The 19,280-nt window shown below is 61.1% G+C and carries 16 protein-coding genes and 2 tRNA genes; 11 read left to right on the forward strand and 7 right to left on the reverse strand.

Annotated features, from left to right (window positions below):
- Positions 1-8: 8 nt before the first annotated feature.
- From J3353_RS08110 to J3353_RS08120, 3 genes are read left to right on the forward strand one after another with little or no spacing between them, the layout of a single operon-like run.
- A complete protein-coding gene (locus tag J3353_RS08110; RefSeq protein WP_098924151.1) occupies positions 9-1,307 on the forward strand; it encodes a DUF1015 domain-containing protein in 1,299 nt (432 codons plus the stop codon).
- Complete coding sequence (locus J3353_RS08115) at positions 1,304-3,211, forward strand: DEAD/DEAH box helicase (RefSeq protein WP_207684629.1); 1,908 nt, start codon at positions 1,304-1,306, stop codon at positions 3,209-3,211. Before J3353_RS08110 ends, J3353_RS08115 begins: the two co-directional genes overlap by 4 nt.
- Positions 3,201-4,046 (forward strand): putative RNA methyltransferase, encoded by an 846-nt coding sequence (locus J3353_RS08120; RefSeq protein ID WP_156062260.1) that lies wholly within the window; start codon positions 3,201-3,203, stop codon positions 4,044-4,046. Before J3353_RS08115 ends, J3353_RS08120 begins: the two co-directional genes overlap by 11 nt.
- 61 nt (positions 4,047-4,107) lie before the next feature.
- Here the strand turns inward: J3353_RS08120 and J3353_RS08125 are convergent, their stop codons facing one another.
- The 3 genes from J3353_RS08125 to J3353_RS08135 all read right to left on the reverse strand — a co-directional run bounded on the left by J3353_RS08125 (position 4,108) and on the right by J3353_RS08135 (position 8,157).
- Positions 4,108-5,478, reverse strand: a complete 1,371-nt coding sequence (locus J3353_RS08125) for a sodium-dependent transporter (RefSeq protein ID WP_207684630.1) — start codon at positions 5,476-5,478, stop codon at positions 4,108-4,110.
- 119 nt (positions 5,479-5,597) lie between these two features.
- A complete protein-coding gene (locus tag J3353_RS08130) occupies positions 5,598-7,145 on the reverse strand; it encodes a lipase (RefSeq protein ID WP_207684631.1) in 1,548 nt (515 codons plus the stop codon).
- A gap of 136 nt (positions 7,146-7,281) precedes the next feature.
- The gene (locus J3353_RS08135) at positions 7,282-8,157 is read right to left on the reverse strand and encodes a LysR family transcriptional regulator (RefSeq protein ID WP_117506045.1); all 876 of its coding nucleotides are present in this window, start codon (positions 8,155-8,157) and stop codon (positions 7,282-7,284) included.
- A 249-nt stretch (positions 8,158-8,406) separates the two neighbouring features.
- On the opposite strand from J3353_RS08135, the gene J3353_RS08140 reads away from it, so the two are divergent.
- Complete coding sequence (locus J3353_RS08140; protein WP_207684632.1) at positions 8,407-9,153, forward strand: TraX family protein; 747 nt, start codon at positions 8,407-8,409, stop codon at positions 9,151-9,153.
- Between the two features lie 101 nt (positions 9,154-9,254).
- Here J3353_RS08140 and J3353_RS08145 read toward each other — a convergent pair.
- Both J3353_RS08145 and J3353_RS08150 read right to left on the reverse strand, forming a co-directional pair.
- A tRNA-Ser gene (locus tag J3353_RS08145) sits at positions 9,255-9,348 on the reverse strand.
- Positions 9,349-9,381: 33 nt separating this feature from the next.
- Positions 9,382-9,469: transfer RNA gene (locus J3353_RS08150), tRNA-Ser, on the reverse strand.
- Between the two features lie 230 nt (positions 9,470-9,699).
- On the opposite strand from J3353_RS08150, the gene J3353_RS08155 reads away from it, so the two are divergent.
- The 5 genes from J3353_RS08155 to J3353_RS08175 all read left to right on the forward strand — a co-directional run bounded on the left by J3353_RS08155 (position 9,700) and on the right by J3353_RS08175 (position 14,240).
- Entirely contained in the window at positions 9,700-10,329 is a 630-nt protein-coding gene (locus J3353_RS08155; protein WP_005934683.1) for a LexA family transcriptional regulator, read from the forward strand.
- 79 nt (positions 10,330-10,408) lie between these two features.
- Positions 10,409-11,767 carry a putative DNA modification/repair radical SAM protein gene (locus J3353_RS08160; protein ID WP_035394627.1) on the forward strand — a complete coding sequence of 453 codons (1,359 nt, stop codon included), beginning with the start codon at positions 10,409-10,411 and terminating at the stop codon, positions 11,765-11,767.
- A complete protein-coding gene (locus J3353_RS08165; protein WP_207684633.1) occupies positions 11,746-12,540 on the forward strand; it encodes a TIGR03915 family putative DNA repair protein in 795 nt (264 codons plus the stop codon). The genes J3353_RS08160 and J3353_RS08165 overlap by 22 nt, the downstream gene beginning before the upstream one ends.
- Positions 12,537-13,601, forward strand: a complete 1,065-nt coding sequence (locus J3353_RS08170; protein ID WP_207684634.1) for a hypothetical protein — start codon at positions 12,537-12,539, stop codon at positions 13,599-13,601. The genes J3353_RS08165 and J3353_RS08170 overlap by 4 nt, the downstream gene beginning before the upstream one ends.
- Positions 13,602-13,763: 162 nt before the next feature.
- Entirely contained in the window at positions 13,764-14,240 is a 477-nt protein-coding gene (locus J3353_RS08175; RefSeq protein ID WP_005934679.1) for a peptidylprolyl isomerase, read from the forward strand.
- Between the two features lie 350 nt (positions 14,241-14,590).
- On the opposite strand, the gene J3353_RS08180 is transcribed toward J3353_RS08175, so the two are convergent.
- Complete coding sequence (locus J3353_RS08180) at positions 14,591-15,244, reverse strand: ECF transporter S component (protein ID WP_117533782.1); 654 nt, start codon at positions 15,242-15,244, stop codon at positions 14,591-14,593.
- Between the two features lie 219 nt (positions 15,245-15,463).
- On the opposite strand from J3353_RS08180, the gene J3353_RS08185 reads away from it, so the two are divergent.
- The gene (locus J3353_RS08185; RefSeq protein WP_207684635.1) at positions 15,464-16,900 is read left to right on the forward strand and encodes a PLP-dependent aminotransferase family protein; all 1,437 of its coding nucleotides are present in this window, start codon (positions 15,464-15,466) and stop codon (positions 16,898-16,900) included.
- On the opposite strand, the gene J3353_RS08190 is transcribed toward J3353_RS08185, so the two are convergent.
- Positions 16,807-17,718, reverse strand: a complete 912-nt coding sequence (locus tag J3353_RS08190; protein ID WP_207684636.1) for a hypothetical protein — start codon at positions 17,716-17,718, stop codon at positions 16,807-16,809. The two genes, J3353_RS08185 and J3353_RS08190, sit on opposite strands and share 94 nt — an antisense overlap.
- Before the next feature lie 124 nt (positions 17,719-17,842).
- Between J3353_RS08190 and J3353_RS08195 the strand changes: the two genes are divergently transcribed.
- Complete coding sequence (locus J3353_RS08195) at positions 17,843-19,228, forward strand: sodium:alanine symporter family protein (RefSeq protein ID WP_207684637.1); 1,386 nt, start codon at positions 17,843-17,845, stop codon at positions 19,226-19,228.
- The last annotated feature ends 52 nt before the right edge of the window (positions 19,229-19,280 follow it).

The following is a 19,280-nucleotide window of genomic DNA, read 5'->3' on the forward strand; positions in this document are numbered from 1 at the left end:
GAAGTATTATGAACAAAACACCCTGTTTTTCCCCGGCGCACATCCTGCTGCCGTCGGAACAGATCCCGGTGGGGCAGTGGGGCTGTGTGGCCTGCGATCAGTTCACCAGCGACCGCTCCTATTGGGAAAAGGCTGCGCAGGCCGCCGCAGGCGGCCCCAGCACACTGGACCTGATCCTGCCGGAGGTCTATCTGGAAGAGGATGACGTGGATGCAAGGATCAGTGCCATCCATGCGGCCATGGACGATTACACCCGGAACGTGCTGACCCGCGCGGTGGACGGCTTCATTTATGTGGAACGCACTGAGCAGAGCGGCCGGGTGCGGCAGGGCCTTGTGGGCAGGATCGACCTGGAGGCATACAGCTATGCCGAGGGTGCGGTGCCTGCCATCCGCCCCAGTGAGCACACCGTGGAAAGCCGCATCCCGCCCCGCATGGCGGTGCGCCGGGGGGCAAGGCTGGAAACGCCCCATATTATGATGCTGGCCGATGACCCCGGCTGCACCCTCATCGAGCCCATCGGCGAGAAGAAGGAGCAGCTGCGCAAGGTCTACGAGGGCGACCTGATGCTGAACGGCGGCCACATTGCCGGCTGGGCAGTGGAAGATCCCGCCCTGCTGGCACAGATCGACAGCGCCCTGAACGCTCTGGGCAGCCAGGAGGCCTTTGATGCCCGGTATCCCCAGGCAAAGGGCGGCGCGCCCCTGACGCTGGCCGTGGGCGACGGCAACCATTCGCTGGCTTCTGCCAAGGCCTGCTGGGAGGAGCTGAAAAAGACCCTGACCCCGGAGCAGCAGCTGACCCACCCGGCCCGCTGGTGCCTGGCTGAGGTCTGCAATGTCCACTCTCCGGCCATTGAGATCGAGCCCATCCACCGCGTCCTTTTCAATGTGGACTGCGGTGCCGTGCTGCTGGCCCTCATCGCGTGGAGTGATTCCCACGCGGCAGGCATCTGCTTCGGCGATGCAAAACAGCAGTCCTTTACGCTGGCAGGCCCCCATGTGGCCAATGTGCTCAGCTTTGAACATCCCGTTGCCCCGCTGACCGTGGGCACCATTGACGCATTCATTGAGTATTTCATGGCCCGCCACATCGAGGCCCGGGTGGATTATGTCCACGATGAGCCCGCTGTCCGCGCCCTGTGCAGGCAGGGGGGTGTGGCTTTCCTGATGCCGCCCTTTGAGAAAAGCGATCTGTTCAAGGGCATCGTTATGGGCGGTGTGCTGCCCCGCAAGACCTTCAGCATGGGGCACGCAGAGGAAAAGCGCTATTATATGGAATGCAGAAACATTTTAGGTGAAGAATGACATTTAACGAACTGAATCTTTCCGCGCCTGTGCTGCGTGCTGTGGCACAGGCGGGCTATGAATCCCCCTCGCCCATTCAGGCGGCGGCCATTCCGCCGGTGCTGGCCGGGAGGGACTTGATGGGCTGCGCCCAGACGGGTACCGGCAAGACGGCTGCCTTTGCGCTGCCCATGCTCGACCGCCTGACTGCCAGCGCACCCCGCAAAAAGGGTGCCATCCGCGCCCTGATCCTGACTCCTACCCGGGAGCTGGCTTTGCAGATCGGCGAGAGCTTTGAGGCCTACGGCAAGTATCTGACCCTGCGCAGCACCGTCATCTTTGGCGGTGTGGGTCAGGCTCCGCAGGTCGCAGCCCTGAAAAAGGGCGTGGACATCCTCATTGCCTGCCCGGGCCGCCTGAACGACCTGGTGGGGCAGGGGCTGCTGGACCTTTCCAACATTGAGATCTTTGTTCTGGACGAAGCCGACCGGATGCTGGATATGGGCTTTGTCCACGACGTGAAAAAGGTGATCGCCAAGCTGCCCAGGCAGCGCCAGAACCTGATGTTCAGCGCCACCATGCCCAAGGAGATCGAGCAGCTGGCCGCAGGCATCCTGCATGACCCGGCCTTTGTCAAGGTAGACCCGGTGTCCAGCACGGTGGACCGCATCCAGCAGAGCCTGTATTTTGTGGAGAAGGGCAACAAGAAGTTCCTGCTGCCCTGGCTCATCAAGAACCTGAAGCCCGAGGTGGTGAACGCGCTGGTGTTCAGCCGCACCAAGCACGGGGCCGATAAAATCGCAAAAGACCTGAACAAGCAGGGCATCCCCGCTGCCGCCATCCACGGCAACAAGAGCCAGACCGCCCGCGTGACGGCGCTGGAGGATTTCAAGGCGGGCAAGACCCGGGTGCTGGTGGCGACCGATATCGCCGCCCGCGGCATTGATATCAGCGAGCTGTCCCATGTGTTCAACTACGACCTGCCCGAGGTGCCCGAGACCTACGTCCACCGCATTGGCCGCACGGCCCGTGCCGGTGCCGACGGCACTGCCGTCAGCTTCTGCGCCCCGGAGGAAAAGGAATATCTGGCCGGGATCGAAAAGCTGAACCGCCGCCAGATCCCGGTGGTCTCCGGCCATCCCTGGGACGGCGTGCCCGCCCCTGTCAAGGCTGCACCCCCGGTGCGGGGCAAAAAGCCCAAGGCGGAAGCGGAGCAGCCCGTGAAGGCAGAGCAGCCCGCCAAGGCCGAAAAGCCCGCTGCCCCCAAGAAGGAAAAAGCGGCTGCAAAACAGCCCGGCCCCAAGAATACCGAACCGAAAGAAGGAACATCCATGGAGGAAAACCAGAAGCGCACTTCCGGCGGCCGCAGTGAGAACCGCCGCTCCAATAACAGCCGCACCCGCCGCGAGGGCAATGCCCCGCAGCCGGCCAACCGCGGCAGCAACGCCCAGCCCAAATTCGACCCCCACTTTGTGAGCGCCCCGGAGGCTACTCCTCTGCGCCCGGTCAAAAAGGCTCCGGCTGCGCAGCCTGCCGCAAAGCAGACTGCTCCGGCCCAGAATGGCCAGCGTCAGCGCGGCGGTCAGCCTGCCCGTGCCGAGCAGCACACCGACCGCAATGATCCGCGCACCGAGCAGCGGGCAGAACGGAACAGCCGCAATGCCCGCCCGGCCCAGAACAGCCAGAGTCAGCAGGGCAGCCGCAATAACCGCAATGCAGTGCAGAGCAGCCGCCCGGACCGCCCCGCCAAGAGCGAGGCACCCCGCGGCCGCAGCCGGAACGCCGCCCCCGCACGGGACGAGGACCCGGGCCTGATGCTGATCAGCCGCCGCCCGCCCCAGCAGAAGTTCACCAACTTTGAAGAGTATATGACCGCCCACGGCGGTGCCACCGCACCCATCGAGGATCACACCGATGAAACCTGAGCCGTTTGCCCCCTGGCAGTGCCCGCTCTGCGGCGAACCCCTGACCGGGGACACTGCCCTGAAATGCGGCAGGAACCACAGCTTTGACCGGGCGAAAGAGGGGTATTGGCACCTGCTGCCGGTGCAGAGTATGCGCACCAAGGCCCCGGGCGACAGCAAAGAGATGGTCGCCGCCCGCCGTGCCTTCCTGAACGCCGGGTATTACGGCATCTTCGGCCGGGCGCTAGGGGAACTGTGCCTTGCGTATGGTGTCCCCACCGGGGCAGATGCACCGCTCCATCTGCTGGATGCGGGCTGCGGCGAGGGCTGGTACGACCGCTGCATTGCACAGGCCTTTGCGCAGGCGGGCAGGCCGGTGCAGCTGGCGGGCTTTGACATTGCAAAGCCTGCGGTGCGTCTGGCCGCAAAGGCACTGCCTGCCGCAAAATACGCGGTGGCATCCAGCTTTGCCCAGCCTGTCCGCACCGGATGGGCCGACCTGCTGCTCAACTGCTTCTCGCCCTTTGCACAGGAAGAGTTCCGGCGCGTGCTGCGCCCGGGCGGACGGATGATCTATGTCGTGCCCGGTGCAGAGCACCTCTACCAGATGAAGGCTGTCCTCTACGACACGCCCTATAAAAATCCGGTGCAGGAGGTGGCCTATGAGGGCTTCCGTCCCATTGGGGAGCGGGAGGTCTCGGGCAGCATCACGGTGCCTGCCGGGCAGCTGGAGGCGCTGTTCGCCATGACCCCCTATTACTGGAAAACGCCACGGGATGGCGCGGCCCGCCTGGCCGCCCTGCCCGAGCTGACCACGGACATCGCGTTCCGCTTCCTTGTGTTTGAAAAAGAGTGATCGAAAAGCCCCCGGCCTGTGAGGATACAGGCCGGGGGCTTTTTGCGTGCAGAAAACAGGGTTACATTGCGATCCAGCCCAGCGCGTTGGCGACCGAGCTGGCCAGGATGATGGCCGCGAAGATGGGGCAGAGATACCGGAGCATAAAGTTGAACACCGGTTTGCGGCGGAAGGGCTGACCTTCCTGCGTGACCTCTTCCTCGATCTTTTCCACACCGACGATCCGGGAGACCAGCAGGCAGGTGGCAATGGCCGCAATGGGCATCATCACCGAGTTGGTCAGGAAGTCGAAGAAATCGAGGAACTGCATCCCGAACACGGTCACACTGGCAAGGGGGCCGTAGCCCAGCGCGGAAAGGCTGCCCAGTGTGATCATAATACAGCCGATGAGGATGGTGGAGCGGGTGCGGTCCCAGCCCAACTCGTCCTCAAAGGTAGAAACAGCACTCTCGGTCAGGGCAATGGAGCTGGTGAGGGCCGCGAACAGCACCAGCACAAAGAAGAGCACGCCTACGGCAGTGCCCATGCCCATGCTGGCAAAGACCTTGGGGATGGTAATGAACATCAGGGCCGGGCCCGCCTGCAGGGTGTCAGGGTCGCCGCCCGAAAAAGCGAACACGGCGGGAATGATCATCAGGCCCGCCATGATGGCAATGGCGGTGTCGAAGATCTCCACGTTTTCCGTGGACTGCTCAATGGACACGTTCTTTTTCATGTAGGAGCCAAAGGTCACCAGGATGCCCATGGCAATGGAGAGGGAGTAGAACATCTGCCCCATGGCGGAAACCACGGTCATCCACGAGAAGTTGGCCGGGTTGGGCACCAGAAAATACTTTACACCCGCCAGTGCGCCGGGCCGTGTGACCGAGTAGACAGCAATGACCACCGAGAGCACCACCAGCACCGGCATCATCACCTTGGAAACGCGCTCCACGCCGTTGCGCACGCCCGCAAAGATGATGCCCAGCGTGATAAAGGTGAACAGCAGGAACGCGATCTCGGCCAGCAGACCGTTGGAGATGAAGCCGGAGAAATACCCGTCCGATGCCAGCGCGCTGCCGTGGCCGGTGAGATACTGGGCCAGATAGTGGATGACCCATCCGCCGATGACCGAATAATAGGGAACGATCAGGATGGGGATGACGGCGTTGATCCAGCCGCCGAACGCCAGCCCCTTCCCCTTGCCAAAATGGCTGTAAGCGCCCACCGGGCTTTTGTGGGTCATCCGGCCCAGCGCCGTTTCGGCAATGATCATGGTGTAGCCAAAGGTGACAGCCAGCAGGATGTAGATGAGCAGAAAAATGCCGCCGCCGTATTTTGCGGCCAGATACGGGAAGCGCCAGATGTTTCCCAACCCGACCGACGCACCGGCGGCGGACAGCACGAATCCGAGTTTGCCGGAAAACGCACTGCGCTTGTGTTGAGTTTCCATGTTCTTTTCCTCTTTTCCAGTTGATAAAATCAAGTGTAACATAGAGAAAACAGGATTTCAACGAATCGCAGGCGTTTCACCGGTGGAGAGATTTCAGGCGGAAGATGAAGAAAAGTGAATCACTTTCGGGTAAAGGGTTCCATACCATGCTCCTCGGGGGTGTAGTATTCCATCAGGGAAATGTAGTTTTCCGGGTGGTGGCAGAACGCCGCGCGCAGAACACTGTCCAGCTCACCCCGGGCGGTGAGCAGACGGATGATGTACTGGGCCACCATCTGCACCACATCGGTCTCGATGCCGTAGCACAGGCCGACCGCCAGCACCGGGATAAGGATCTGCCGGGCCAGCAGGGGCACGTTCTGGCCGTAACGCTCAAGGATGGGGCGGCTCATGGTGGAGGCGGCCCAGACGCTGCCCACGATCTGCCAGTAATCGATCTCTTTCATGTGGGAAAGGCTCTGCAGCCGCTCCACGATCTCACCGTCGCTGAGGATGTAGCCATCGACCACCTCTTTTTCGGAGCGGAGAAAGGCACACTGGATCATGTCCATGATGGCGGCTTCGTATTTCTGGTGGAAGTTTTCCCGGGAAACGCAGAACTTGGCCACGATGTCGATGAGGGCACTGGTGTCCTCGGCGGTGGCAAGACTGCTGATCACCAGCGGCGTGGGGCCGAATGCCGCCCCCAGTGCGTCCAGGTCGGCCAGCTCTTCGGCATTCCGGGTGGCGGGCAGAAAGCGGTCACAGCCGTTGCGGTGGTAGCCCCAGGCAGCGGGCAGCACCCGGGCCACCGCGTCGCCGCTGGAAATGATGCTGAAGATGTTGCTCTCGGGCCAGTTTTCCAGCAGGGTGCCGTCCGGGGCGTGATTGGCATCGAAATCCTGCTGCAGGTCAGGTCGGTCGGCGGCAGTCAGGGCTGCAGGCACCGCAAAGCCGTAGGCATAGATGCTCTCCCGCCCCAGCTGGGGGAGCTCCCGGGCGATCTTTGCCGCCAGCAGATTTGCAATGATGGAACCGCGGCTGTAGCCGCCCAGCCAGAGCTTGAAGGCACCGCCCTGCCCTGCCCGGGCCAGATAGGCCTTGAGGGACGCAAACACCGCCGCCACAGGCGTGACAAAGCCGGTGTGCGCGCTGGTATTGCCTATGTGGAAGTTGCTGGCCCACTCGCCGCCGTAGCCGCCGCCCCGCAGGACAAGCGCCACAAGGGTGGTGCGCTGGCCGTTCAGGGGCAGGGTCTTGCGGGCCAGCGAGTAGCCCACAAAGTCCCCGGCCCGGCCGGTGTCGAGGTCGTAATTGTAGAACAGCGCGTCCTCAAAGCCCAGGGTCTCGTAGGCGGCGGCAATGTGGGCTTCCCGCCCCACAGAGCCGTTGACCCAGTATTCCGCATCGCTGGCCACGGTGTTGGCCGCAGCGCAGACCAGACCCAGCGTTGCCAGCGCCAGCTGGTGGTCATATTGGGTGGCCGGGTGGGTGAAAAAGCTGTCGGAGTAATAGAACGCGTGGGTCAGGTCACAGCCGCTCAGGTCGCTGCGGATGCCGATGGTGTAGCGGCCATCCGGCACTGCATGACCCACGGAGCCCTGCCCGGCGGCCTGGACCATCAGCCCGGGCAGCAGAGTGCTGCCGGCCGCAAACCCCAGCACCTTGCAAAAACTTCTTCGATCCATAATTTTTCCCCTCAAAAACCAGAATGGATTTTTTCTTAGTATACCGTATCCCGGGCGGGGATACAATCCAAAGTTTTCCGGGCGGCAAAAAACGGGCCGGTGTTGCGCACACCGGCCCGTTATGTTACACTGTTGTTCAGTCCAGATCCTTGCAGCACTCCACGATGTGGTGGAACATCTGCTCCACGGCGGGAGCCATGGCGGTGGGGCGCTGGACGGCCAGACCCACCACGCGGTCCTCTTCTGGCTCGATGGGGTAGATTTTGACCGCTGCCGTGCAGTTGCGCAGCAGCATCCGGGGCATGATGGAAATACCCAGGCCTGCCTCGACCATGGCAATGTTCGACTGGTCGTCGATGACATGGCAGCGGCGCTCCGTTGAGATGGAATACTTCTTGAGGAACTGACGCATCTCCGCGTCGGTGGCATCCCACTGCACCACAAAGTTCTGCCCGTTCATCAGGGCGGGGGTCATCACGCCGTTGGGCGGCTCGGGCCAGTCCATGGGGGTGATGCAGAGCAGCGGCTCGTGGAACAGCTCGGTCAGAACAAACTCCTCCCGGCAGTTGTTGGAGAGGAAGGCAATGTCCACCTGACCGGTGCGCAGCCACTCCTTGACATCGTCGTAGGTGCCCTGATAGACCTCGACTTCGATCTGGGGGTAGTGGGCCATAAAGCCCTTGAGGATGCTGGGCAGCAGCCCGGAGCAGATCGAGTTGAAGGCACCCAGCTTGACCTTGCCCTTTTCCAGGCCGTTCAGGCGGGCAATGCTCTGCTGCAGGGCCTCGTCGCTGTTCAGCACCGCACGGATGGAGGGGTACAGCGAAGCGCCGTAGCTGGTCATGGTAACGCCGTTTTTGCCGCGATTGAATAAGGTAAAGCCCAGCTCAGCCTCCATCACGGCGATGGCGTGGCTGATGGCTGAGGGGGTCAGATGTAGCTGCTGAGCCGCCTTGTTAAAGCTGCCCTGCCGTGCAACTGCGTCGAAAATCTCATAAGAAAACAGCGTCATTCCCAATGCCTCCTTCCGGTCTGATCTGGTTCGGAGACGCTCGATCCTCTGTGAATCTTTTTCATCTTTGGTTTGAGATAGTTCAATTATCTTCTTGATTTTACTATCCTGCGCCCGTCCTGTCAAGCATTTTGGGCGGATTTGTGCACGCTCTGTGTGGATTTTGCCGCAGCAGACGGAGGAAATGCCACCTTTCCTCCGTTATAGTTCTTATAACGATTTTTTACAAACTGACCGAGGTGTTTTTTTATGACCGCACTTTCCCCGCGCTGCAGCCTCAGCGGCACCGCTCTGAAGACCATTGCCTGCATCACCATGCTGGTGGACCACATCGGCGCGTCCTGCATCGAGGCAGGGATCCTTACGCCCGGGCTGGACATCGGCACCCTCTCGCGGGACACCCTTTCCGCCTATCCGCTGTACCGGCTGGACATGGTGCTGCGCTTCACCGGGCGGCTGGCGTTTCCCATCTTCTGTTTTCTGCTGGTGGAGGGCTTTGTACATACCCACGATGTGAAAAAATACGTCCGGAGGCTGTTCCTGTTTGCCCTCATCAGTGAGGTGCCCTTTGACCTTGCATTTTTCCGCACGCCCTTTGCACTGGACCATCAGAATGTTTACTGGACGCTGGCACTGGGCGTGCTGGCCATGGCAGGCCTGAAGCATTTTGAAAAGCCGGACGGCTCTGCCAGCTGGAAAGGACTCTTGTGTGCGGCAGGCTGCACGCTTGCGGCGCTTCTGGCTTGTACGGACTACGACGGCATCGGTGTGCTCATCATCTGTGCGCTGTACCTGACCCGTGGCGACCGCAAGCGGCAGTGCATCGTGGGAGCCGTGCTGTTTGCCTGGGAACTCACCGCACCGCTGGCCTTTGTGCTGGTCTGGTTCTACAACGGACAGCGGGGCCGCTGCACCCCTGCCATGCAGAAGGTGTTTTACTGGTTCTACCCCGTGCACCTGAGCGTGCTGGCTGCGGTGACGAATCTGATCTTGTAATAGAAAGGCCGCTTTCACGGAACGAATTCCGAGGAGGCGGCCTTTTGGTTTCTGAAAATGGAAAAAGCCCGGTGATTTCAAAGAATCATCGAGCTTTTTCTTGGCGGAGTAGGAGGGATTTGAACCCTCGCGCCGTTGTTTAGACGACCTACGCCCTTAGCAGGGGCGCCTCTTCGGCCTCTTGAGTACTACTCCAGAGCAAAGTGTGTTGCACTTATTCAATAAAAATGGCGGAGAGAGTGGGATTTGAACCCACGGTACGTTGCCGTACGGCAGTTTTCAAGACTGCTTCCTTAAACCACTCGGACATCTCTCCTCGTGGGCACCCGCACACGCCGTACCGAATGCCTATTTAATTTACCAGATTTCAGCGGCGCTGTCAAGCCCAAAATCAAAATTTCCGCTCGTTGTGCGCATTTTTGTGCGGAGCGACAACTTTTCTTCGAGAAAAAGCGGGATTTCCTCTTTACTGAAACATCTTTTTGTTGTATAATAAATACAGATAAAACCTTACCGGACCCGGTACAAGCAGAGGAGTGTTGAACAATGTCGTTTCCGGAGCTGTTACGGCAATGCCGAAAGCAAAAGCACATGAGCCAGGCGGAGCTTGCTTCCCTGTTGGGCGTGACTCAGCAGGCCGTGGGAAAATGGGAGAGCGGAAAGAGTTCCCCGGACCCCACCACCGTGGCAAAGCTGGCGGAGATCCTGGACACGACCGCGGACTATCTGTTGGGTCTGTTCGACCCCACCGCGGAGGGCCAGACCGAAGAGCGCTTCTTCGGCAGCTATGTGTACAGCCTGATCCCTGTCATCGGCACGGTCAAGGCGGGCTACGGCGCGCTGGCCTATGAGGAAGACTACGGCAAGGAGTATGCCCGGGTCAAGGACCCTTCCAGCTACTTCTATCTCGTTGTGCGCGGCGACAGCATGGAACCCCGCATCCACGATGGTGACCTTGCCCTGGTGCACCGTCAGGACACGCTGGAAAACGGCGACCTGGGCGTGCTGATCTACGGTGACGAGGGCGAGGGTACCCTCAAGCGCTACCTCCAGCGCGGCAACTGCGTGGTGCTGCAGCCCTTCAACCCGGCCTATAAGGAAATGGTCATCAAGGGTGAGGAGCTCAACCACCTGCACATTGCAGGCCGTGTGGTGGAGACCAAGGCGAAGTGGTAAAAACGCCCCACCAGCGCCTGAAAAAGAAAAGCCATCCTGTATGGCTTTCTTTTTTATACCCATTTTTCGGAGGTGTCCCATGGAACAGAGCCTGATGGATAAGCTGACGATTCTGGCGGACAGCGCAAAATATGATGTGGCCTGTACCTCCAGCGGCGCTTCCCGGGCAGCAGGAGCCGGCGGGGTCGGCAGCTGTTACGCCCCGGGCTGCTGCCACGCCTTTACTGCCGATGGCCGCTGTGTCAGCCTGCTGAAAGTGCTGATGACCAACTGCTGCTCCTTCGATTGCAGCTACTGCGTCAACCGCAAGTCCAACGATGTGCCCCGGGCCACCTTCACCCCCCGGGAGCTGGCCGAGCTGACCATTGAATTCTACCGCCGCAACTACATTGAGGGTCTGTTCCTTTCCAGTGCCGTGCTGGTGAGCCCGGACTATACCACCGAGCGGATGCTGGCGGTTCTGCGCCTGCTGCGGGGGGAGTACCGTTTCGGCGGCTACATCCACGCCAAGGCCATTCCCGGCACCAGTCCGGAGCTGCTGGAACAGCTGGGCTTTCTGGCCGACCGCCTGAGCGTGAACATTGAGCTGCCCAGTGAGCGCAGCCTGAACCTGCTGGCTCCGGACAAAGGGCGGCACTCCATTTTCCGGCCCATGAAGCAGATCGCGGTGGAGGGGGCCGCCAACCGGGAAGAGGTGGCGCTCTACCGCAAGGCCCCCAGATTTGCCCCGGCGGGCCAGAGCACCCAGATGATCGTGGGTGCTTCCCCGGAAACGGATTATCACATCCTGCAATTAACGGAAGGATTATACAATAAGTATCACCTGAAACGGGTGTTTTACTCCGCCTACATCCCTGTGACCGAGGACACCCGCCTGCCCGCGCTGGATACCAAGCCGCCGCTGCTGCGGGAGCATCGGCTCTATCAGGCAGACTGGCTGCTCCGCTTTTACGAGTTCAAGGCAGAGGAACTTCTGGACAGGGACAACCCCAACTTCAACCCCTATCTGGACCCCAAGTGCAACTGGGCGGTGCAGCATTACGGGCTGTTCCCGGTGGACGTGAACCGCGCCCCCTTTGAGATGCTGCTGCGGGTGCCGGGCATCGGCCCCAAGAGCGCCCGGCGCATCTGGCACGCCCGCAAACAGGCCGCGCTGGGGCTGGACGAGCTCAAGCGGATGGGCGTGGTGCTCAAGCGGGCGCAGTATTTCATCACCTGCCGGGGCTTTGCGGGGGCGCACCCGGGCCGCGGCAGCGCCGGGCGGGAGCGCATCACCCGGGCGCTCATCGACCCCAACGTATTCAGCGGCGGGGTGGAGCAGCTGAGCATGTTCAGCCCGCCCGCCGTGGATCGGCTGGTGGAGCAGGGCGTGCCGCCCCGCACAGCCCAGAAAATGGTGCGGGAGGAGGCAGTGCAATGTCTGGCCAGAGCCCTGTAAGCCCCACCCGGAAGCTCCACGATGCCGACGTGGTCTACCTCTATGATGGCAGCTTCGAGGGCTTTCTCTGCTGTGTGTTTGAGAGCTTTGCCCAGCATGAGCTGCCCTTTGCGGTCTGGACCCCGGAGCGGGAGACAGCTACCCTCTACCCTGTGAAGGAGATCTCCACTGACCACGCAACGGCCCGGCGGGTCTTTGCCAGCTTCCGCGCCAAGCTGGGCGAAGAGACGGAATCCCTTGTCACCCGGGATTTTCTCTCGGGCTGGGAGGATAAGGAGCTGCGGCTCATCCGATTTCTGCATCTGGCCTTTGCGCTGGGGCCAGGCACCGTCAAGCGGCGGGGCCACCCGGAGGTGGCTCCGCTCTACCAGATGAAACAGAGCCTGGACTGGGAAGTGGACAAATTTCAGGGCTTTGTCCGTTTTCAGGAGCACGATGGGATGCTGGGTGCAGTCATCCACCCCAAAAACTATATTCTGCCCCTCCTGCGCGGGCATTTCTGTGCCCGCTTCCCGGAGGAGAACTTCCTGATCTATGATGCTGTCCATCAGGCGGTGCTGCTGTACCAGAACCACAAGGCTCAGCTCATGGAGCTGGCCGAACCCCTCACCCTGCCCCCACCTGATGAAAAGGAGCAGCAGTTTCAGGAGCTCTGGCGGCAGTTCTACAAAACGCTGGAGATCAAAGCCCGCCACAACGAAAAGGGCCGTATGACCCATTGCCCCAAACGCTTTTGGGCGGATATGACCGAGATGAAAGAGGAATTGAAATGAAAACGGAAACAAAGACCGGACGCTGGAAATATGCGGCCATCGTGCTAATTGTGACCCTGCTGGTGGGGCTGTTCTGGAGTTATGTAAAAAATGGGCCGAAGGGCGAAATCTATCTTTACGGAGAAGAACACAGCAAGCAGAGCATTCTCGACAAGGAACTTTCCATCTGGGGCGAGTATTACGAAAAAGGAATGCGGGATCTGTTTGTGGAATTCCCGTATACGGATGCACAATTTCTGAACCTGTGGATGCAGGCCGACGATGATGAATTGCTGGATCTGCAGTTCAAGGACTGGGGAGGCACAGAAGGCGGCACCGAGGTCGAGAAGAATTTTCTGAAACAGATCAAGGAGCAGTATCCTGAGACCGTGTTCCACGGCACCGACGTGGGCCATACCTGGGAAAGCACCGGGCCGCGGTATCTGGCCTATCTGGAAGCCAATGGGCAGAAGGACAGCGAAGAGTACCGGCGTGCGCAGGAAAACATGGAACAGGGCAAACGGTACTATGAGATCAAGGCGACGGATGAAGCTTCTTCGGTCCGATACCGGGAGGATCGGATGGTGGAGAACTTCCGGCGCAGCTATCAGGAGCTGGAAGCGGTACGCCGCACCGATATCATGGGTATCTATGGAAGTACACATATTGTGGAGTCGGAGTATCGGAACTCGGACTTTCGCATGGCAAAACAGTTGAGCGAGAACTATGGGGAACATCTCCATACCAAAGATCTGACGCAGGAACCGGAACGGATCGACGCGCTGGAAGTCAACGGAAAGACCTACACAGCATCCTATTTCGGTGAGCAGGATATTTCGATGGTAAAGGGCTACAAGATCCGAAAGTTCTGGCGGTTGGAAGACGCATACGAGGACTTTAAGGATCTGCCGACACCCCGTGAGATTCTGCCAGCCGACAACTACCCTGTAAAAATCCAGGCTGGGCAGGTGTTTGCTGTGGAGTACCTGATGTCCGACGGCTCGACCGAGTGGAAGTATTATATCTCGGACGGCACAGTACAGAACGGCCAACTCATCACAAAGCGGATGAAGATGGAATAAGCAGGCTCCCGGCCCCGGAACTTTGACGAATTTACAAAAAGGTTGCATCTGCGTGGTTGAAACCCGCAAAACCTATGGTATACTATAAGGGATATCCGGGCAGGCATTTCTGCCCCACACACCCCCGCTGCGGGGTCAACACAAAAGGAGTATTGTAGCGTTATGGTTCGCATTACTATGGAAGACGGCGGCATCATCGACATTGAGCTGAATGAGGAAGTCGCCCCCATCACCTGTGAGAATTTCAAGAAGCTGGTCAGCGAGGGCTTCTATAACGGCCTGACCTTCCACCGTGTCATCCCCGGTTTTATGATCCAGGGCGGCTGCCCGCTGGGCAACGGCACCGGCGGCCCGGGCTGGAACATCAAGGGCGAGTTCGCTGCAAACGGTGTGAACAACCCCATCAAGCACACCCGCGGCGTGATCAGCATGGCCCGCAGCATGAACCCCAACAGCGCCGGCAGCCAGTTCTTCATCATGCACAAGGATGCTCCCCATCTGGACGGCCAGTATGCCGCTTTCGGCAAGGTCGTTGCCGGAATGGAGGTTGTGGATAAGATCGCTTCCGTCCGCACCGACTGGAACGATAAGCCCACCACCCCCGTCAAGATGAAGACCGTTGAGCTCATCGAGGGCTGATCTTCTGCGCTTCTGTCCCACATCGCCTGCCCGTGAAGCGCCCCGTCAAGGAGACAGAAAAAATAATATAAGTTTTTGTTCGCCGTTTCCACAAGGGAACGGCGAATTTCTTTGTGCAAATCGGCGTTAGGACGCTCGATTCATGGCACGGACGTGAGCTTGCAGCGTCCAACGCGGGACTTTTTTTGATACTTTACTTCCGCTGTATCGTGATTGTTCTTGCTTGACATGAAAATACCCCCAGAGTACGCAGAGTTTTCTTTTTACTCTGTCTACTCTAGGGGTAGTATATCATGTTGAGGATACAGGCCGGGGGCTTTCCATATAAGCGTCAGAAAGAGATGAGAGGTTTACTTTTTTTCGCCCTTGGGCAGCAGACCGGCGCGCTCCAGAGCCGGGCGCAGGGCCAGATACAGGATGACCACGCAGATGGTGGAGGCTACGCTGTTGACAAAGGTGACACCACCGGCGATCTTGGACAGGGCCTGTGCCACGGTGTACTCCTGGCCAAAGATGTAAATGTTGCGGAAATAGCCCAGGAACGGGTCGGTGATGACGTTCAGCAGCAGGCCGGAGCCGCCTGCCACGATGACCTTGAGCAGGTAGCCCTTGCTGTGGCGGTCAAGATCGCGCAGCTTGAACACCTTGTGGGCCACGGCACCGCAGGTGATGCCGATGATGAACTTCAGCACAAAGGTGGTCACGGCATAGCCCGGGTCACCGGCCAGGATATCGGCCAGAGCCAGGCCGATCGCACCGGCCAGGCCGCCGGAAACGCCGTCCAGCAGCAGGGCGGTCAGGGCGGTGAAGGTGTTGCCCAGATGGAACGAGGAGCCGCCGTAGAACGGCACACGGAAGAACAGGTATGCCACCAGGCTCAGCGCGGCCATAACGCCGGTCAGGGCCAGCTCCTTGGTGGTAAAGGTGCGCTTGTACAGCACACTGCCGAACAGGATGACGACGATCACCACAGCCAGCAGCAGCCACATTGCAGTTGTAGACATGATTTTTTCCCTCCGATTTCTTTCGGGGCGAACCCCCTCTATCCTGCTCTGCAGGATCGTTCGCCCGTTTCAAGACCACTTACCCATAAAACTACTTGACATTTGGGTGTGTGGTTGGTATGCTCCTATTATACGCGAAACTGGCACCATGAAAATACCCAGAATAAAGTTTTTTTGTGGGGTCAGTTTGGCAAAGCATCCAAAAAGGGGAGAGGTCTTATGTTTCATCTGACAACTGCACTGGATGCCGCCAGCGGGGTGCCGCTGTACGAGCAGCTCTATGAGAGCCTTGCCGCCGAGATGCGCAGCGGGGCCATTCCGGCGGGCACCCGGATGCCCGGCAAGCGGCGGCTGGCGGCAGAGCTGTCGGTGTCTGTCAACACGGTGGACGCGGCATATCAGATCCTGGCGACCGAGGGCTACATGGAGCCGCGGGAGCGCAGCGGCTTTTATGTACAGGAATATCTTGCCCTGCCCACCCGGCCCGAGGAAGTGCCGCCCCCGGTATCTGCCGCTCCGCCGGAAGCAGCCGAGCCGCCCGTCCGGTTCGATCTGTCCACCCGGGGCGTGGACCCGGGGCTGTTCCCGTTCCGCACCTGGGCCCGGCTGCAGAAAGAGCTGCTCTATTCCTCACCCCAGCTGCTGACCCATGGCGATGCACAGGGGGACGTGGAGCTGCGGCAGGCGCTGGCGGACTATCTGGAGGAATACCGGGGCGTGCGGTGCACCGCCGAGCAGGTGGTGGTGGGTGCCGGTATGGAGTATCTGCTGAGCCTGCTGGCTCCGCTCCTGCCCGGCAAAACGGCGGTGGAAAACCCCGGCTACCAGCGCGCGAAGCAGGTGCTGGAAAACAACGGCGTGGCGTGTTGCTGCCTGCCTGTGGATGCGGACGGCCTTTCTGTTGAGGCATTGTCCGGCTCGGGCGCGGCGGTGTGCTATGTCACGCCCAGCCACCAGTTCCCCACGGGCGTGACCATGCCGGCGGGCCGCCGCACGGAGCTGCTCCACTGGGCCTCCCGCTGCCCGGGCCAGCGGTATATCATAGAGGACGATTACGATTCGGAGTTCCGCTTTGATACCCGCCCCCTGCCCAGCTTGCAGGGCATGGCCGGGGCCGACGGCCCGGTGGTCTACCTCTCCACCTGTTCCCGCAGCCTGGCCCCCGGCATCCGCATCGCTTACATGGTGCTGCCCCGGCAGCTGCTGCCCGCCTGGCGGGCAAAGTACCGGATCTATTCCGGCACCGTCAGCCGGTTTGAGCAGCAGACCCTGGCCCGCTTCATCCGCGAGGGCTACTTCACCCGGCATCTTGCCCGGGAGCGCGTGGCCTACAAGGCCCGGCGGGATGCGCTGGCTGCCTCTCTGCACGCTGCTTTTGCGCCGGAGGAGCTGACCCTGACTGGCCTGCACACCGGCCTGCATCTGTTGGCAAGGCTGAAAAATGCCCCGCCGGATGCCGCCCTTCACGCCGCCGCAAAGGCGCAGGGCGTGGCCCTGAGCCTGCTGAGCGATTATGACCTGACCGGCGGGGAACAGGATTTTTCCGGTACGTTTGTGCTGGGTTATGGCTCCCTGAGCGAGGCATCATTCCCCGAGGCGGGCGAAACGCTGAGGAAGGTCTGCACCGCCGCCCGGGAAGCGTCTGTGACCGTGTAAGTGCCCGCTTTTGCATCCCACGCCCCGGGCAGGGCCTCGGCGTGGGGGAGGGCGCTGTTGTTGGCCAGAAACTCCAGGACCGTGCCCAGCAGGGTATAATCCTGTGCTGCAAAGTCGGTGAGCAGGGCCGCGCTGCTGGCCCGCAGAGCATCCGGCAGGGTGGCGGGCAGCAGGGCGAGGTCCTGCCGAAAAAAGGCTTCCCACACTGCCGCCCGGGCAGCGGCCCGGCGGGCAGGCGGCAGGGTGCCGTCCGCATCCCAGCCGGAGAGCAGAGCGTGGGCCTCCTTGGCCGAAATGCTCTGCACGGCGGCGGAAAGCCCGGTTTCGGCCAGCTCATCGGCAGTCAGTGCCCCCGAAAACCCCACCCGCACCGGCCCGTAACGGGAAGCAGTCTTTTCCAGCACGGCGGGGGACAGCGCCAGATAAAACATATCCTCCGGCAGGCCCAGCACCTCCAGAAGCGCCTGACGGCACCGGGCGGGCCCCGCCGCTCCGTAGCAGTGGGCAAGGCTGGCAGTCTCTCCGTTGAAGGGAACCGTCAGCTCCCCCGGCACGGCCAGCAGGTTCAGACTGTTCTGAGCGGCGTTCAGGTAGACCAGCAAAAAGCCCGGCTGCTCCCCGGCGGTGCAGAGAAGCAGGGTCATCCGGTGCTCGGCCCGGGGTAACTGGATGGGCACCCCGCTCTGGGGCTGGGCGGTCTGGATGCGGGTGCGCACCATCTGCCGGGTGAGCAGGACTGTGCCGCCCACCAGCGGCAGCAGCACCAGAAGTGCCGCCCCCAAAGCCACCCAGAAGGGCCTCCAACCGTTCTTGTGCATCCCATGTTCCTCCGTTCCGTTTTGGAACAGGATGGGCCGGGATGTTCTTTTTTATACGGAAACCGCTGCCCGGGCATGAAAACGCCCCCTGTGCCATACAGTAGAGCACGGGGGGCGTTTGTGTATGTGGGAGAGCCTGGTGCGGGTGAATGCGGTGGTCAGCGGTGTGGTATGGGGGCCGGTGGGGCTGGCGCTGCTGTTTGGCACCGGCTGCCTGCTGACGGTGCGCACCGGATTTTTCCAGCTGCGGTATTTCGGGTACTGGATGCGCCACACCATCGGGGCCATCTTCCTGGACCGAAACGTGACCGCCCACACGGACGATGAAGCCATCAGCCAGTTCCAGAGCCTTTGCACGGCGCTGGCGGCGACCATCGGCACCGGCAACATCGTGGGCGTGGCGGCGGCCATTCTGGCAGGCGGGCCGGGGGCTGTGTTCTGGATGTGGGTCATGGCCCTGCTGGGGATGATGACCAGTTATGCCGAGAACGTGCTGGGCATCTGCTACCGCCGCCGGGATGCCGCCGGAAGATGGTGCGGCGGGCCCATGTACTATCTGGCCGAGGGGCTGGGCGGCGGCTTTGGCCGGGCACTGGCGGTGCTGTTTGCCTGCTTTTGCGTGCTGGCCAGCTTCGGCATGGGGAACATGAGCCAGATCAACTCCATTGCGGGCAATCTGCAGGCGGTGTTCCGGGTGCCGCCGGTGGCAACGGGCATCGTACTGGCCCTGCTCACCGGGCGGGTCATACTGGGCGGGCTGAAGCGGGTGGCCGCAGTTACGGAGGCCATCGTCCCGCTCATGGCCCTGTTCTACCTGTTCGGGGCGCTGACCGTGGTCTGTGTCCATTGGGCGGCTGTCCCGGCGGCATTCGCGGCCATCTTCCGTGGGGCGTTTGGCTTGCAGGCCGCCGGGGGCGGGGTGCTGGGTTACGGCATGGCCCGGGCCATCAGCTGGGGATTCAAGCGGGGAGCCTTTTCCAACGAAGCAGGACTGGGCGCGTCGGTGCTGGTGCACTGCGCGGCCAACGTGGAAGAGCCTGTCCAGCAGGGAATGTGGGGGATGTTCGAGGTGTTTGCAGATACCATGGTGGTCTGCACCCTCACGGCCCTTGTGGTACTCACCAGCGGCCTTGTGGATCTGGACACCGGTGCGGCGCTGACCGGTGTGGAGGGCACCGCACTGGTGGGGCAGGCCTTTTCTACGGTGTTCGGGGCGTTCGGGCCGCAGTTCATCGCGGTGTCGGTCCTGTTGTTTGCCTATTCCACTACGCTGGGGTGGAGCCATTACGGCACCCGGGCAGTGGTGTATCTGCTGGGGGAGCGTGCCGCCGCAGGATATAAACTGGTGTTTGCGGCCATGGTGCTGGTGGGTGCTGTGATGAAGCTGGATCTGGCCTGGGCGCTCTCCGATACCTTCAACGGCCTGATGATGCTGCCCAATCTTGTGGGCGTAGTGGGGCTTTCGGGGGTGGTGGTCCGGGAGACACAAGCGTATCTGAAACAAAAATGACCCTCTCCGTCCCTGCAGTCTGTCTGTCAGATGCGGGATGGAGAGGGTCATT

The sequence above is a fragment of the Faecalibacterium sp. Marseille-Q4137 genome (genome assembly GCF_017377535.1).
In the GTDB taxonomy this organism is placed as follows: domain Bacteria; phylum Bacillota; class Clostridia; order Oscillospirales; family Ruminococcaceae; genus Faecalibacterium; species Faecalibacterium duncaniae.